Genomic DNA, 16147 nt, shown 5'->3' on the forward strand with positions numbered 1-16147 from the left:
CAAGGCCCTCCGTAAGTCAGAGGCGGAGGGACAGCGAGAGGGAGCCGAACTCGACGAGCTCCTTCTGCGTGTCGAACTCGCGGGAGCGGAAGGTGTGGCTGTAGGTCAGGCGCGCCCAGGGCATGATGATTGCAGCGCCGAACACGCCGTCACCCACGAAGTTGCGCTTGTCGACGGAGGGGCCATCGCGCCAGGTATTGCCGTCGAGGAAGATGTCGTGCGCGACGCCGCGAACCTCGCCGCCGCCGAAGATGTACCAGCCCCAGCGGCCGTCAGGTTGGAAGAAGCCAGAGCCAGCCGGTGCGGGGCGGATGCGCTGCGGCCCGAAATCGGCCGAGAGGTTCGAGCCGATCCGGACGATCATCCCGGCGCTGGCATAGGTCTGGACGTTGCCGAGGCTTGCCGTAAGGCTCGGCACGACGCCGACGGCAAGGCCCTGCGGGTCCTCGGCATCGAAGGGCTGGTTCAGCCGCCACTGCCGCGACAGCACCAGGTTCACGCCTGGCTCGTCCTTCAGCTGGTAGTCCCAGCCGAACGCGCGGTCGACGTCGATGAAGTCATGGACGTTGTTCTGCACCTGTTCGCCGAGCGCGGAGGGGCCGACGACGCCCAACTGAAGCTCGACCGCGCCATATTCCGTCACCCGCGGGCTGCGGTTGGCGTAGGACGCGACGACGATCGAGCCATACAACCAGCCGGCATAGGGCCTGTCGGTCGCGTCAGGCACGCGACGCTGGGTGTCCGACGGCGTGAAGATGTTCTGCCCGAAGGCCGCGCCCCAGCGCAGGGCGCCGTTGGAAGGCAGCATCACGATGGAATGATCGCCCATCCAGCGCAGCCATGCCGGCGGATCGTAGGAGGGCGAGCGCCAGGAGAACTGGAAGCCGTTCGTGTAGCCCTCGTCGGTCCCGGCGAAGAGATCGTTCTCCAGCGTGAAGGCGAACGTGCCGGCTGGGTCGGGTGGCGTCGGCGTACGGGTCTGGGCGTGTGCGGATCCGCTGACAACGAACGAGGTTGCGACGGCAAGGGTGGCGACGAGCCTGATCATGATGCCTGTCCGTGCGGTCCCGGGGCATTGCTTAGATCAAGCGCGTGCCGTGGCTGTCAACCGATGTGCGAACGTGCGGAACCCCTCTTGCGGTCAATCCTCCCGACGGCGAATGCCGGCCGCCATTGCTGGCGGCCGGCATCGCCGACGTGTGCCGCGCCAGGCGCGCGCCTCCCCAGAAGCGTGCCAAGCGGGCTGCGCCAGTTCCTCCGTGCCGTCAGGCGGCGCGGAGCGGTACGGCGATGAAGCGCTTCTGGCCTGCACCTTGGCCTGCACCTTGGCCTGCACCTTGGCCTGCGGCACGCTCGACCTGGAGCGCGATCGCCTCCTGCCCCGCCGCACGCGCTGTCGCCACGGCCTCGGCGACATCGGCCGGGGAAGCGACGTCACGCCCGCCGGCCTTGCGGATCACGTCACCGGCACGGATGCCGCGGCTCGCAGCCGCGCTGCCCGGCTCGACGGCAGCGACCCGTGCGCCGCCGTCGTGGGTCTCGGCCAGCGAGAGCCCGAGCGACGAGCCCTTCGCCTCGGCCACCCGTGCCGCCTCGCGGCTCGCGGGGTGCTGGCCGAGGGTGATGCGCGCCTCCTTCGCCTCGCCATCGCGCCGCCAGGCAAGCGTCACCGCGTGGCCGGGCCTCACCGCGCCGATGGCGGTGGCGAGATCGCGCGGCGAGGCGATCGCCGCACCGTTCAGCGCCGTCACCACGTCACCTGCCGCGAGGCCAGCAGCGGCAGCAGGCCCGCGAGGCTCGACGGCGGAGACGAGAACGCCCTTCGCAGACCCTGCCTTCAGCGCTCCGGCGAGCTCGGCATCGAGCGGCTGGAGCGAGACGCCGAGCCAGCCGCGGTCGACGCGGCCATTCTCGCGGAGGTCAGCCACCACGCGCTCGACCATCTTCGACGGCACGGCGAAGCCGATGCCGACATTGCCGCCGGACGGCGAGACGATGGCGGTGTTGACGCCGATCACTGCACCGGCGGCATTGACCAGTGGTCCGCCCGAGTTGCCCGGGTTGATCGATGCATCGGTCTGGATGAAGTCGTCATAGGGGCCGGCGCCGATCTGCCGCCCGCGGGCGGAGATGATGCCGGCGGTGACGGTGCCGCCGAGGCCGAAGGGGTTGCCCATCGCCATCACCCACTCGCCGACGCGTGCGGCATCGCTGTCGCCGAACGCTAGCGCGGTCAGCTTCCCGCCTGCCTCGACCTTCAGCAGTGCGATATCGGTCGGCGCATCGCGGCCGACCACCTTGGCGGCAAGCTCGCGCCCATCGGCCAGCACCACCTTCACCTCGGCAGCGTTGCCGACAACGTGGGCGTTGGTGACGATGAAGCCCTCGGCGTCGATCACGAAGCCGGAACCCTGGCCGGTGCGGGGCCTCGCCTCGCCCTCGGCACGCTCGCCACCCTGAGGACCCTGGCCGAAGCGGCGGAACAGCTCCTCGAAGGGAGAACCGCGAAGCTCGGGCGGCACCTCTGCCGTGCGCGTCGCACGTGCAGGCTCGGTGGCGAGAACGCGCACCACGGCAGGGCCGACGCGGGCGGCGGCATCGGCGAAATCGGGCCCGGCAGCGCGCGCGATGGCCGCGACCGGGGTGCTGCGATCCTGTGCGTAGCCGGGAATGCCAGTCAGTGCCGTGGTCGCCAGCGCCAGGGCGAGAATGCCGCCGGCGATCACGCCGCGGCGCGCGTTGAGGGGAAGGATCGGCATCGGGAGGTCTCCGTCACTGTCGTCGATGTCCACGCCGAGGTGGCGGGGTCGACGACAGAAGAGGCCATTGCACCTCGTCGCCCCCTGTCGGGCGGCTTACGGTTTCGTATGGTGTCTGCGGAGGTGGGGTGTTGCGGATTCTTCTGGTCGAGGATGATGCGGCGACAGCGGCCTATGTGAAGCGCGGCCTCGCCGAGGCGGGCCACGTGGTCGACCATGCCGCCGATGGGCAGGAGGGGCTGTTCCTTGCCACCGGCGGCGGGCACGACGTGCTGGTGGTCGACCGCATGCTGCCGAAGCTCGACGGGCTGTCGCTCGTCCGCGCGCTGAGGGCCGCCGGCGTGATGGCGCCGGCGCTGTTCCTGACGGCGCGCGCGGGCGTTGGCGATCGGGTGGAGGGGCTTGATGCGGGCGGCGACGATTACCTCGCCAAGCCCTTCGCCTTCGCCGAGCTGGTCGCGCGGATCAACGCGCTCGGCCGCCGCCCGGCGTTCCAGGCTGAACCGACCGTGCTGCGGCTCGCCAATCTCGAGATGGACCTCGTGCGCCGCACGGTGACGCGCGCCGGCCAGCGCATCGCGCTGCAGCCGCGCGAGTGGCGGTTGCTCGAGTTCCTGCTGCGCCGCAAGGGCGATGTGGTGACGCGGACGATGCTGCTGGAGGGCGTGTGGGATTTCCATTTCGACCCGCAGACGAGCGTGGTCGAGACGCATGTCAGCCGGCTGCGGGCCAAGCTGGACAAGGGGTTCGACCGGCCGCTGATCCACACAGTGCGCGGGGCAGGCTACGTCGTGCGCGATGACGGCTGAACCCCGCCCCGGTTTCGTTCGCCCCGGTTTCTTGCGCCACGGCCTTTTCCGGACGACGGCCTTCCGCCTCACCGCGCTGCACCTTGCCCTCACCCTCGCCGGCACGGCGCTGCTCGCCGCCATCGCCTGGTGGGCGACGGTCGGCTTCGCAACACGCCAGGCGTCCGAGGAAATCGACCGCGGCATGCGCGTGCTCGGCCAGTCAGCGGCACTCTCTGGCCTGCGCGGCGTGGCCCTCTCGATCGAGGCGCGACTGGCCGCCGATCGTGCCGGTGTCGAGTACTACCTGCTGGCGGCGCCCGATGGGCAGCGCCTGGTCGGCAACCTCGCGAGCGCGCCGCCCGAGCTCGGCTGGCAGCGCCTCGACGTGTCCCGGGCTGGCGGAGACGTCGTGCCCGTTCTGGCGCTCGGTGCCCGGCTCGCCGGCGGGGCGACGGTGTTCGTCGGGCGCGATCTCTCGTCGGTCCAGGCGCTCGAGCAGCGTCTGCTGGCGGCTGCCGGCTGGGTCGGGCTCGGCGCCGTCGTCATCGGGCTTGCCGGTGGGTTGCTGATCGGGCGTGGGATCGCGCGGCGCACGGCGGCGATGGACGCGGCACTGGCAGCCGTCGGCGCCGGCGACCTTGGCCGACGGCTGCCGATTGCCGGCCGCGATGACGAGTTCGACCGGCTTTCCTTCCGCATCAATGCCATGCTCGACAGGCTCGGCGCCGTGATGGCGGCGCTGCGGTCGGTGACCGACGACATCGCCCACGACCTTCGCACCCCGCTGACGCGCCTTCGCCAGCGGCTCGATGAGGTCTCGCGCGCCGCCACGGCCGCGGCGGCGAAGGAGGCCGCGGCTGCGGCGGAAGCCGAGTGTGATGCGATCCTCGACCTCTTCGCGGCGCTCCTGCGGATCGCACAGGTGGAGGCCGGAGCGCAGCGGAGCGCGTTCGCGCGTGTCGATCTCTCAGCCGTGGTCGAGTCGGTCGCGGAAGTCTATGCGCCGGCGGCGGAGGAGAGGGGGCAGGTGCTGTCGGCCGGGATCGCGGCGGGCCTTGCCGCCGTCGGCGATCGCGCCCTGATCACCCAGATGCTGGCGAACCTGGTGGAGAATGCCATCCGCCACGGGCGCGATGGCGGGCATGTAAGGCTTCTGCTGTCGCCACTGGGGGAGGGGGCGGAGGTCATCATCGAGGATGACGGGCCGGGCATTCCGGCCGAGGAGCGCGAGCGTGTGTTCCGACGCTTCCACCGGCTCGATGCTGCCAGGGCGACGCCGGGCAGCGGGCTTGGGCTCGCGCTTGTGCGGGCCGTCGCCGCGCTCCACGGCATGACGGTGACGCTGGAGGATGCCGGCACTGGGCCTGGGCCTGGGCCTGGGCCTGTGCCTGGTCCTGGGCCTGGGCCTGGGCTTCGCGTCCGCGTCGAGCTCCCGAGGGTCGTGGACTGAAAGCTTGATCCAGGGCAAGTTGCGCGCAGCGGTGTGCTTTCCTCCGCTCGGCCATGATGCAATACGGGCCGTGTGATTGCGGCAGCATCGTTGTTGCTTTGGCTTCAGGCTCCCGATCAAAGAAAAAGCTGTGGAGACCAGACATCATGCATCGCCGCTTACTGCCCGTGGCGCTCGGATTGTCGCTGCTTGCATCCTGCGGCCCGGCTGCACCACCGACGGCGGAACCCATTCGCCCGGTGCGCGTCATCACCGTTGAGAAGCGAGAAGGTGGAGAGACAGTCACGCTCACCGGCCAGGTGAAGGCCGAGGACAATGTCGCGCTGTCGTTCCGGGTCGGCGGCCGGATGATCGCGCGCAGCGTGAATGTCGGCGACAGGGTCGAGGCAGGACAGGTGATTGCGCGGCTGGAAGCCGAGCCTGCGGAGAACGCGCTGCGCGCAGCCCGCGCCAACCTCGCCGCCGCCATGAGCGTGCTGACCAAGACGCGGAACGAGTTCGGCCGGCAGGACCAGCTGCTGCGGGATGGGTGGACCACCCGCGCACGGCATGACCAGACGCTGCAGGCCTTCCAGAGCGCGCAGGCCCAGGTCGATGCCGCCCACGCGCAGGTCGCCATCGCCGAGGACAATCTCTCCTACACGCAGCTCGTCGCCGATGCGCCGGGGCATGTGACCGCCCGCGGCGCGGAGCCTGGCGAGGTGGTCGCTGCAGGGCGGATGATCGTGCAGCTCGCCCGCGAAGGGGGGCGCGACGCCGTGTTCGACGTTCCGGCGCAGCTGATCACCAACGCCCCGCGCGACCCCGTGGTGTCGGTGGTGCTCACATCCGACCCCTCGGTGCGGGCGGCGGGGCGTGTCCGCGAGATCGCGCCGCAGGCAGACCCCGTCACGCGCACCTTCGAGGTGAAGGTGGGGCTCACCGCGCCGCCGGAGGCGATGCGCCTCGGCTCCTCCGTCAATGGTTCGATCAGGCTCGAGGGTGGAGCCGGCATCGGCATCCCGAACAGCGCGCTCACGGCCTCGAACCGCGACCCGGCTGTCTGGATCGTTGATCCGGCAGCGGGGACGGTGTCGCTGCGCACGATCGAGGTGGAGCGGTTCGATCTCGCACAGGTCATTGTCGCGCGCGGGCTCGAACCAGGTGACGTGGTGGTGACCGCAGGCGTGCAGGCCTTGCGGCCTGGCCAGAAGGTTCGTCTGCTCGGCGCCACCCCGTGAGCGGTTTCAACCTTTCGGCGTGGGCGATCAGGAACCGCTCGATCGTCATCTTCCTGATGATCGGCGCCATCGTCGCCGGCTCGCTCACCTTCCTCCGGCTCGGCCGCGCCGAGGATCCCGTGTTCACCACCCGCACCATGGTGGTGCAGGCGCAGTGGCCCGGCGCGACGCTCGACGAGACGCTGAACCAGGTCACGGAGCGGCTTGAGCGGAAGCTCCAGGAAACGCCGCATCTCGACACGTTGCGCAGCTACACGGGCCCGGGCCTCTCGGTGATCTTCGTCGATCTCGTCGGCTCCGCGTCGGGCCGGGCGGTGCCGGATGCGTGGTACGAGGTGCGCAAGAAGATCGGCGACATCCGCCACACGCTGCCACAGGGCGTTCTCGGCCCCTTCTTCAACGACGAGTTCGGCGACACCTACGGCATCATCTACGGCTTCACGGCGGATGGGTTCTCGCGCCGGGATCTGCGCGACGCGGTCGAGGGCGCGCGGTCGCAGCTGCTGACCGTGCCGGACGTGTCGAAGATCGAGATCCTCGGTGCGCAGGACGAGCGCATCTTCGTCGAATTCACCTTCGCCGCGCTCTCGCAGCTCGGGGTGACGCCGGACCAGCTTGTCGCGGCACTCGCCGCGCAGAACATCGTGCGGCCGGCCGGCATCCTGCGCACGGGTGACGAGGCGCTGTCGGTGCGCGTCTCCGGCGCATTCCAGAACGAGCAGGACATCCTCGACGTCAACTTCGTCGTCGGTGGCAGGATCCTCAGGCTGCGCGATGTGGCGACCGTTCGCCGCGCCTACGCCGACCCGCCGCAGCCGCTGTTCCGCGTCAACGGCCGCGAGGGAATCGGGCTTGCCGTCGCGATGCGCGATGGCGGCGACATCCTGGCACTCGGCCGCAACATCGGCGCGGAGATGCGAAAGATCGTCGCCGAGCTCCCGATCGGCATCGACGCGACCCTCGTCGCCGACCAGGCGCAAACGGTGGATGACGCGATCAACGATTTCACCGCAAGCCTGTGGCAGGCGATCCTGATCGTTCTCGTCGTCAGCTTCATCGCACTCGGGGTGCGGGCGGGCGCGGTTGTCGCGATCGCGATTCCGCTCACGCTCGCGATCGTCTTTCCGCTGATGGAACTGGCCAACATCGATCTCCAGCGCATCTCGCTCGGCGCGCTGATCATCGCGCTCGCGCTGCTCGTCGATGATGCGATGACGACGATCGACGCGATGACGCGCCGGCTGGCCGCCGGGGACGCGATGGAGGATGCCGCCGTCTATGCCTACAAGGCGCTCGCCTTCGCGATGCTGTCGGGAACGTTCATCACCATCGCGGGCTTCGTGCCGATCGGCTTCGCGCAGAGCGGGGCGGGCGAGTACACCTTCTCGATCTTTGCCGTGGTCGGGCTTGCGCTGATCACGTCGTGGTTCGTCGCGGTGATCTTTGCGCCGCTGCTCGGCCTGCTGCTGCTCCGCCCGCCGAAGCCCGGCAAGGTCGATGACGGTGGCGCGGTCGTGCGGGCCTACCGGAGCTTCCTCTCTACCGCGATCCGCTTCCGCTGGATCACGATTGGATCTGCCGTCGGCCTGTTCGTCGCGGCGCTGGCGGCACTGCCGCTGGTGCCACGGCAGTTCTTCCCGCCGTCCGATCGCGTCGAGCTGCTCGTCGACCTGAAGCTGCCGATGAACGCCTCGATCCACGCCACGAACGACGCGATGAAGCGCCTCGATGAGAGGCTCGCGGCGGATGAGGACATCGCGCGCTGGTCGAGCTATGTCGGCCGCGGCGCGATCCGCTTCTACCTGCCGCTCAACGTGCAGCTGAACAATCCATTCTTCGGCCAGTCCGTCATCGTCACGAAATCGATCGAGGCGCGGGAACGCCTTCAGGTGAAGCTCGAGCAGCTGCTGGCGGAGGAATTCCCGAACGCGATCGGGCGCGTCTATCCGCTTGAGCTCGGGCCACCGGTCGGCTGGCCGTTGCAGTATCGCGTGCTGGGGCCTGACCTTTCGCAGGTGCGCGAAATCGCGCTCGAGGTCGCGCAGGTGATGGCGCGTTCGCCCGATACGCGGCGGATCAACTTCGACTGGATGGAGCCTGCGCGCAAACTGCGCATCGCCGTGGACCAGGACGAGGCACGCCGCCTCGGCCTCAGTTCTGCCGCCGTCGCCTCCGCACTGAACGCGGCGATCTCCGGCACGACCGTGACGCAGGTGCGCGACGACATCTATCTGATTGACGTGGTGGTGCGCGAAACCGAGGGGCAGACACTTTCGGTCGAGACGCTGCGCACCTTGCAGCTCTCGCTGCCGAACGGGCGCTCCGTGCCACTCAGCCAGTTCGCGCGGTTCGAGTACGACCAGGAATACCCGCAGGTGTGGAGGCGCAACCGCGTGCCGACGCTGACGGTGCAGTCCGACGTCGCACCAGGCGTGCTGCCCGAGACGGTGATCGCTGCGATCGAGGCCGACATGGCGGCGCTCAACACGCGGCTGCCGGAAGGGTTCCGCATCGAACTTGGCGGCCTCGCCGAGGAGAGTGCGGACAGCCAGGCTTCGGTGTTCGCCGTCGTGCCCCTGATGATGATGATCGTTCTGACGGTGCTGATGTTCCAGCTCAGGAGCTTCCAGCGCATGTCCATCGTCCTCTCGGTGGTGCCGCTCGGGCTGATCGGCGTGGTCGCGGCCCTGCTGCTTTCGGGCCAGCCGCTTGGCTTCGTCGCCATCCTCGGCGTCCTCGCGCTCGTCGGCATGATCGCCAAGAACGCGGTGATCCTGATCGAACAGATCGAGGCGGAGCGGAAGGCAGGGAAGGCTGTGCGCGAGGCGGTGATCGATGCCTCGGCGTCGCGGTTCAGGCCGATCCTGCTCACCGCGCTTTCGACGGTGCTTGGCCTCATCCCGATCGCGCCCACCGTGTTCTGGGGCGCGATGGCCTTTGCGATCATGGGCGGACTTCTCGTCGCCTCGCTGCTGACGCTGGTGTTCCTCCCGACCGTCTATGCCTCGTGGTTCACCTGGGTGGAACGGCGCAGGGCCGCGGCGGGCTGAGCGGTCGGGGAGGGGGGGGAGGCCACCCATGGCAGCGGCCCACGCGCCCGCCGCGCCGGTGACGGATCGGCGCGGCTACACGCAGCTCTTTGCCGCGCAGGTGATCGCCCTGCTCGGCACCGGGATCGCGACCGTTGCCCTGGCGCTTCTGTCCTACGACCTTGCTGGCGCCGATGCAGGGGCCGTGTTCGGCACCGCGCTTGCGATCAAGATGGGTGCCTACGTCGTCATCGCCCCGATTGCCGCTGCGGCAACGGCGCGCCTGCCGCGGCGGATGCTGCTCGTCGCGAGCGACCTTGTTCGTGCCGCGATCGCCTGCACGATGCCGTTCGTTACGTCCGTCGAACAGATCTACCTGCTCATCTTCGTCTTCCAGGCCGCGTCCGCCGTGTTCATGCCGCTCTTCCAGGCCTCGATCCCTGAGCTGCTGCCGGAGGAGGACGACTATGCAAATGCCCTCGCACGCGCGCGGCTGGCCTATGAGCTCGAGGGGCCGGTCAGCCCGATCATCGCGGCCTTGCTGTTGCAGGTGCTTGACGGGCGTTCCCTGTTCTTCAGCACGGCCATCGCCTTCATCGTCTCAGCGCTCCTGATCCTGCGCGTCAAGCTGCCCGAGGCACGCGGGCGGCAGGATGAAGGAATGTTGCCGCGCCTGAAGCGCGGCTTCGGCATGTTCGTCTCGACGCCGCGGCTTCGCGGGCTTGCCGCGCTCAACCTCGCCGTGGCCGCCGGCACGGCAATGGTCACGGTCAACACCGTCGTGCTGGTGCAGTTTCGCCTTGGACATGATGACCGCGCGACCGGCATCGGGCTTGCAACGTTCGGCATCGGTTCGATTGCGGGAACCCTCGTCCTGCCCGCCCTGCTGCGGCGGATCACCGAGCGTTCGCTGATGCTGCCTGGGGCGGCGATGGTTGCGGCCGCCCTGCTTCTCGGTACGGTGGCTCCTGGCTTGCGTCTGCTGCTGCCGCTGTGGTTCGCGATCGGTGCCGGCTGCGCGTTGGCGCAGACGCCCTATGGGTTCCTGATCCGGCGCACCATTGTCGCGCCGGAGGAGAAGCCGCCGCTCTACGCCGCCCAGTTCGCGCTGTCGCATCTCTGCCTGCTGCTCGCCTACCCGCTGGCCGGTTGGCTTGGCGCAGCCGCGGGGATGCGCATGACCTTCGCCATTCTCGGCACCACCGCCGCAGCCGCTGGGCTGCTGGCGCAGCGCCTCTGGCCACCCGAGGGCGATGCCGTGCCTGCCTGACGTTCCCACACCCGCACCGCGGCATGGATCCGTGGTGCCAATGACAACCGGAGAGACAACCATGGCTGATCTTCTCGTCGTTGAATTCCCCACCGAGGCGCAGGCAGAGGCGCTGCGGACCAAGCTGCTCGGCATGCAGCAGGAGTACCTGGTCGAGCTTGGCGATGCCGTCGTCGCGGTGAAGCAGGCCGATGGCTCGGTGAAGCTGAACCAGCTGTTCCAGCCAGTGAAGGCGGGCGCGCTTTCCGGCGCGCTCTGGGGCTCGCTGATTGGGCTGATCTTCCTGATGCCGATCGCTGGCGCCGCGATCGGCGCCGCCTCCGGCGCGATGGGAGGCAAGCTGGCTGATCTCGGCATCAATGACGCGTTCATGAAGGATGCGGCAATGACGTTGCACTCAGGCAACGCAGCGCTCTTCCTGCTCATCCGCAAGATGACGACCGACAAGGTGCTGGCGGAGCTGCATGGCTTCGGCGGCACCGTGCTGCGCAGCTCCTTCGACGAGACCAAGGAGGAGGCGCTGCGCGAGGCACTCGCGGGTGCCGAGGCAGCGCAGGCGGCTGCGAAGTCGGCCTGAGCAGGCACGTCACCGGGGGCGCGTTCCGGCGCCCCCGGATTTCTTTTGCCGCAGTGCAGCATGCCTGCTACAGCCCATGCGCGGCGAAACAAGCGCGGGGGCTGACGATGGCGCGGAAACCAGGCAAGACGCGCAGGGCTGGGCCGGACGTGGTGCCGGGAGCGAACAGCACGACGCGCGAGCCGTTGATGATCGACCTCGCGCTCCAGGGTGGCGGCTCGCACGGCGCCTTCACCTGGGGCGTGATCGACCGACTGCTCGAGGAGCCCTGGCTTGGCATCGAGGGCATTTCGGGGACATCGGCAGGTGCGATGAACGCCGCCGTGCTCGCCGATGGCTACGTCGCCGGCGGGGCTGCGGGGGCACGTGCGGCGCTGACGGCATTCTGGCGCAACGTGTCCGATGCTGCCGCGATGAGCCCGCTTCGCCGCGGGCCCCTCGACGTGCTGCTTGGGCGCTGGTCGCTCGATACCTCGCCGACGTTCATCGCGATGGATGTGATGACGCGGCTGTTCTCGCCCTATGACCTGAACCCGCGGAACCTGAACCCGCTGCGCGAGATCATTGCGGGGACGATCGATTTCGAGCGTCTTGCGCGCTCGCCGATGAAGATCTTCGTCACCGCAACGAATGTCCGCACCGGCCGCGGCAGGATCTTCCGCAACCACCAGCTGACGCCCGATGTGCTGCTCGCCTCCGCCTGCCTGCCGACGATGTTCCAGGCGATCGAGATCGATGGCGATCCGTACTGGGACGGTGGCTACGCCGGCAATCCGACGATCACGCCGCTCATCCGCGAATCCGATGCGAACGATATCGTCCTCATCCAGATCAACCCGCGCGAACGGCCGGGTACGCCGCGCTCAGCCGCCGAGATCCTGAACCGGATCAACGAGGTGTCGTTCAACGCCTCGCTGCTGAAGGAGTTGCGCATGATGGCGCTGCTTCGCCAGGTGGTCGACCCCGGCTCGGGCGAGGGTGCGCGGTGGGCGGAGGTGCGCACGCACCGCATCATGTCCGACATGATGGTCGATCTTGGCCAGTCGTCGAAACTGAATGCCGAGTGGGCGTTCCTCACCATGCTGCGCGACGAGGGACGGCGGGCGGCATCGGAGTTCCTCACCACCCACGGCTGCGATCTCGGCCGCGTTTCGACCTCCGACATCGATATCCTGCGCACGGAGTGCTGAACGATGGGGCTCGCCGGCATCGCCATCGGTCTTGTCATCCTCATCGGCTTTGCGTTCCGCGGCTGGTCCGTGCTGTTGCTGGCACCCATTGCGGCGCTGATCGCAGCCGCCGCGGCGTCAGAGCCGTTGCTCGCCCACTGGACGCAGACCTTCATGACGGGGGCTGCGGGGTTCGTCGCGCAGTTCTTCCCGCTGTTCCTGCTGGGTGCCGTGTTCGGCAAGCTGATGGACGACAGCGGCGCGGTGCGCTCGATTGCCGCCTGGGTGTCGGAGCGGCTGGGGGCTGAGCGTGCGGTGCTGGCGGTCGTGCTGGTCGGCGCCTGCGTGACCTATGGCGGCGTCAACCTGATGGTCGCGTTCTTCGTCATCGTGCCGATGGCAGAGGCGCTGTTCCGTGAGGCGAACATCCCGCGCCGGCTGATGCCGGCGGCCGTCGGCGTCGGCACCTTCACCTTCACGATGTCGGCGCTGCCCGGGTCACCCGCGCTGCAGAACGCGATCCCGATGCCGTTCTTCGGCACCACGCTGTTCGCGGCACCTGGCCTCGGCCTCATTGCGTCGGCCATCATGCTCGGCTTCGGCCTCTGGTGGGTCGGGCTCCGCGAAGCCTCCGCCCGGCGTGCCGGCGAGGGGTTCGAGGGCCCGCTCACGGGGGCGGATGCGATGGTCGACGATGTCCGCGTGCGCGAACTCGCCACTGTCGCGCGGGACTTCGATCCGGCCGAGCTTGCGCAGGGCGAGCGGGGTGATGGCCTGCCGCCCGTCTGGGCGTCGGCCGCGCCGCTGATCGCGGTGCTTGCCGTCAATCTCGCGATGAGCTTCGTCATCCTGCCCAGCATGGATACCGATTTCCTCGGCGAGGCACGCTGGGGTGGAACGTCGCTTGCTGCCGTTGGTGGTGTCTGGTCGGTGCTGGTCGCGCTCGCGGTCGGTATCCTCGTCCTGCTGCTGCTGCACTGGCACCGGCTTCCGGCGATCAAGGAGACGGTCGATGCGGGGGCGAACGCATCGGTGCTCCCGGTGATCAGCGTCGCGAGCCTTGTGGGCTTCGGCGGCGTGGTCGCCGCGATGCCGGCCTTTGCCGTGGTGCGTGACTGGGTGCTCGGTATCGGCGGCGGTCCGCTCGTCTCGCTCGCTGCTGCAATCAACATCCTCTCGGCGCTGACCGGTTCCGCGTCAGGCGGAATGACCATCGCGCTCGGCACGCTGGGAGAGACCTATCTCAGGCTCGCGGCAGAGTACGGCATCGATCCTGCGCTGCTGCACCGGGTCGCGGTGATGAGTTCAGGCACGCTCGACTGCCTGCCGCACAACGGCGCGGTGGTGACGCTGCTGAAGGTGTGTGGCACGACGCATGGCGAAAGCTATGGCGATCTCGTGATGTCGGTCATCGTCGGGCCGGTGCTCGCGCTGGTCGCCGTGCTGGTGCTTGGAAGCATCGTCGGCTCATTCTGAGCGCGCCGGCCGTCGTCGCCGGCCAGCGTGACGGCAAGCCAGCGCGCCCCCTCGCTGCGTTCGGCGACGGTGAGCAGCGCGATCAGGATCGGCGTGCCGAGGAACGCGCCCGGCACCCCCCAGATCAAGGCCCAGAAGAACACAGCGAACAGCACCGCGAACGGCGAGACGGACAGGATCTTCCCCGTCATCCGTGGCTCGAGATAGGAGCCAACGACAAACTGGATCACGTTCATGCCAAGGAAGACCGCGATTGCCATCTGCCACTCGCCGAACTGCAGCCCGGCGAACAAGGTGGGGAAGACGGTGGCGATCAAGGGGCCGATGAACGGGATGTAGTTCATTGCGAACGCGATCACACCCCATTCGACCGCGAGTTCGAGCCCCGCGAGCCGCGCGAAGGCCCAGATGGCGAGGCCGGTGAGCAGGCTCATCAGCGAGCGCACGGCCATGTAGACCTGGAGCTTGCGCGCGAGCACCTTCGTCGTCGCCACCGCCTCGACGCCGCTGGCGCCGAGCGAGCCGATGCGGCGAGCCACCGCCTCTACCTCGAGCAGGCCGAGCAGGGTGAACACCAGCGTGATCACCGTGAACCGGATGAAGCCCTGCACGGCGCCGGTGAGCTGCTGGGCGGCGCGGACGATCCAGCGCATGTCGAAATGTTCCGCCAGCAGCGCGGCAACGCCGATACCCTGCGCGTCCAGCCAGTCGGTCTGCTGCAGGAAGATCGCCTGCAGCCGCGCACCATTGGTGATCACCCACGACGCGATGCGGCTGAAGCCCCAAGCGACCATCGCCGCAAGAAGCCCGACCGCGACAAGCGTTGCGAGCACGGTGACGATGACGGCAAGTGCTGCTGGCAGGCGCGACTGCAGCGCCCGCTGGATCGGCCAGACGACGGCGATCAGGAACAGCGCGCAGAACACCGGAGCGATGACCGGGCCGGTCAGCGCCATGGCGCCGACCAGCAGGATGCCGAGCGCGGCTGCGATCATCATCGTCCGCTGCTGCTGCCTCATCACCGGTGAACCCCTGTCGCCTCGACAGCCCAGCATAGGGGTCGGGCCCTGGCGCGACGAGCGCAAACCAGGGTCAGGTCACGCTGAACAGCACCATCATCGGAATGATGACGATCCGTACGAAGCGGGCGAAGAGCGGGTCGGCGTCCGGATGTCCGGCTGACCGCCACGTGCCGACTCCAGCGACGATGTTGTATGGGACGGATGGAAGGTAGCCGATTGCAAGGGCGGCGAGCGGGCGATCGGCGATCGCGAGCATGTAGCAGGCGACGGTGGTTCCGACATTGACGACAAGGGCGATCGCAACGGCCCAGGTCCAGAACGCATCATGGACAGGGATCTCGCCACGCCAGAGACGACCCAGCACGAAGCCGGGCCGGGGCGCTGCCGCTGCCCCGCTCACCCGTAGCAGCCAGCCGCGCGGGCGCGGGCGCGGACCAGGGCAAGCACCGTGTCGCAGGTCGGCGCCGGCTTCCCCACGAGTGCCGCAAGTTCCACCACGACGCCGAGGAGCGCATCGATCTCCATCGGCCTGCCGCGCTCGAGATCCTGCAGCATCGAGGTGCGATGAGCACCGACCTCTGCCGCGCCGGCGATGCGCTTGTCGACATCGATTGCGAAACGGATGCCGAGCGCTTCCGCCACGCCCTGCGCTTCCAGCATCATCGCGCGCGCGACGCTTCGCTGGCCCGGATCGGCCGTCAGCACGTCGAGGGTCGCTGTCGTGATCGCGCTGATCGGGTTGAAGGCGAGGTTGCCCCAGAGCTTGACCCAGATCTCGTCGCGGATCTTGGGCCGCACCGGGGCCTTGAAGCCGGCGGCGATCAGCGCCTCGGAGATCGCGGCGATCCGAGGCGTCCTCTCCCCGCTGGGCTCGCCGAGGGTGAAGCGGTCGCCATACGTGTGCTCGATCACGCCGGGCTCGACCACCTCGGCTGCCGGATAGACGATGCAGCCGATCGCGCGTTCTGGCGGAAGCAGCGTCCACACGCTGCCGTCGGGATCGACCGCGGCAAGCCGGTGCCCTTCATGCAGCCCGCCGGGATGCTTGTGGAAGTACCACCACGGGATGCCGTTCACGGCTGAGACGATGGCGGTCTCCGGCCCCATCAGCGGCTGCATCTGCTGTGCCGCGCCGCCGAGTGAGTGCGCCTTGAGCGTGACGATCACATAGTCCTGCTGGCCCGCCTCGGCGGCGGAGGCGACGCAGCGCGGGCGCACGACCGTCTCCACGCCCTCGCTGCGGAGAACGAGCCCCTTGTCCTGCATCGCGGCGAGGTGCGGGCCACGCGCGACGATCGTGACCTCGGTGTCACCCTTCGCGGCGAGCTTCGCCGCCATCAATCCGCCGATCGCGCCGGCACCGAATACGCAGATGCGCATTGCC

The 16147-nt window shown here is 68.9% G+C and carries 13 protein-coding genes; 8 read left to right on the forward strand and 5 right to left on the reverse strand.

Features of this window, described 5'->3' with window-relative positions; all coding sequences use genetic code 11:
- Nucleotides 1–16: 16 nt before the first annotated feature.
- Nucleotides 17–1048: a lipid A deacylase LpxR family protein gene (locus tag Q0C38_RS11465; protein ID WP_291297226.1), complete on the reverse strand. Its 1032-nt coding sequence runs from the start codon at nt 1046–1048 to the stop codon at nt 17–19.
- Between the two features lie 217 nt (nt 1049–1265).
- Nucleotides 1266–2759 carry a Do family serine endopeptidase gene (locus Q0C38_RS11470; RefSeq protein ID WP_291297227.1) on the reverse strand — a complete coding sequence of 498 codons (1494 nt, stop codon included), beginning with the start codon at nt 2757–2759 and terminating at the stop codon, nt 1266–1268.
- A gap of 131 nt (nt 2760–2890) precedes the next feature.
- Here Q0C38_RS11470 and Q0C38_RS11475 point away from each other — a divergent pair, with 131 nt between their 5' ends.
- The 8 genes from Q0C38_RS11475 to Q0C38_RS11510 all read left to right on the forward strand — a co-directional run bounded on the left by Q0C38_RS11475 (nt 2891) and on the right by Q0C38_RS11510 (nt 13741).
- Nucleotides 2891–3568: a response regulator transcription factor gene (locus Q0C38_RS11475; protein ID WP_291297290.1), complete on the forward strand. Its 678-nt coding sequence runs from the start codon at nt 2891–2893 to the stop codon at nt 3566–3568.
- A gap of 31 nt (nt 3569–3599) precedes the next feature.
- Nucleotides 3600–5000 carry a HAMP domain-containing sensor histidine kinase gene (locus tag Q0C38_RS11480; RefSeq protein ID WP_291297228.1) on the forward strand — a complete coding sequence of 467 codons (1401 nt, stop codon included), beginning with the start codon at nt 3600–3602 and terminating at the stop codon, nt 4998–5000.
- Nucleotides 5001–5146: 146 nt separating this feature from the next.
- The gene (locus Q0C38_RS11485) at nt 5147–6220 is read left to right on the forward strand and encodes an efflux RND transporter periplasmic adaptor subunit (protein WP_291297229.1); all 1074 of its coding nucleotides are present in this window, start codon (nt 5147–5149) and stop codon (nt 6218–6220) included.
- Nucleotides 6217–9270, forward strand: a complete 3054-nt coding sequence (locus Q0C38_RS11490) for an efflux RND transporter permease subunit (protein WP_291297230.1) — start codon at nt 6217–6219, stop codon at nt 9268–9270. Before Q0C38_RS11485 ends, Q0C38_RS11490 begins: the two co-directional genes overlap by 4 nt.
- 28 nt (nt 9271–9298) lie before the next feature.
- Nucleotides 9299–10519, forward strand: coding sequence for an MFS transporter (locus tag Q0C38_RS11495; protein WP_291297231.1), 1221 nt, complete (start codon nt 9299–9301; stop codon nt 10517–10519).
- A gap of 61 nt (nt 10520–10580) precedes the next feature.
- A complete protein-coding gene (locus Q0C38_RS11500) occupies nt 10581–11096 on the forward strand; it encodes a DUF1269 domain-containing protein (RefSeq protein WP_291297232.1) in 516 nt (171 codons plus the stop codon).
- A 107-nt stretch (nt 11097–11203) separates the two neighbouring features.
- On the forward strand, nt 11204–12286 hold the full coding sequence (locus tag Q0C38_RS11505) for a patatin-like phospholipase family protein (protein WP_291297233.1): 1083 nt from the start codon (nt 11204–11206) through the stop codon (nt 12284–12286).
- A 3-nt stretch (nt 12287–12289) separates the two neighbouring features.
- On the forward strand, nt 12290–13741 hold the full coding sequence (locus tag Q0C38_RS11510) for a GntP family permease (protein WP_291297234.1): 1452 nt from the start codon (nt 12290–12292) through the stop codon (nt 13739–13741).
- Here Q0C38_RS11510 and Q0C38_RS11515 read toward each other — a convergent pair.
- The 3 genes from Q0C38_RS11515 to Q0C38_RS11525 form a co-directional block, all read right to left on the reverse strand.
- Nucleotides 13651–14760: an AI-2E family transporter gene (locus Q0C38_RS11515; RefSeq protein WP_291297235.1), complete on the reverse strand. Its 1110-nt coding sequence runs from the start codon at nt 14758–14760 to the stop codon at nt 13651–13653. The genes Q0C38_RS11510 and Q0C38_RS11515 overlap by 91 nt on opposite strands.
- Nucleotides 14761–14833: 73 nt before the next feature.
- A complete protein-coding gene (locus Q0C38_RS11520; RefSeq protein ID WP_291297236.1) occupies nt 14834–15163 on the reverse strand; it encodes a hypothetical protein in 330 nt (109 codons plus the stop codon).
- Nucleotides 15160–16143 carry a 2-dehydropantoate 2-reductase gene (locus Q0C38_RS11525; protein WP_291297237.1) on the reverse strand — a complete coding sequence of 328 codons (984 nt, stop codon included), beginning with the start codon at nt 16141–16143 and terminating at the stop codon, nt 15160–15162. Before Q0C38_RS11525 ends, Q0C38_RS11520 begins: the two co-directional genes overlap by 4 nt.
- Between the last annotated feature and the right edge of the window lie 4 nt (nt 16144–16147).

The sequence above is a fragment of the Elioraea sp. genome, assembly GCF_022842375.1.
Taxonomy (GTDB): Bacteria; Pseudomonadota; Alphaproteobacteria; order Acetobacterales; family Acetobacteraceae; genus Elioraea_A.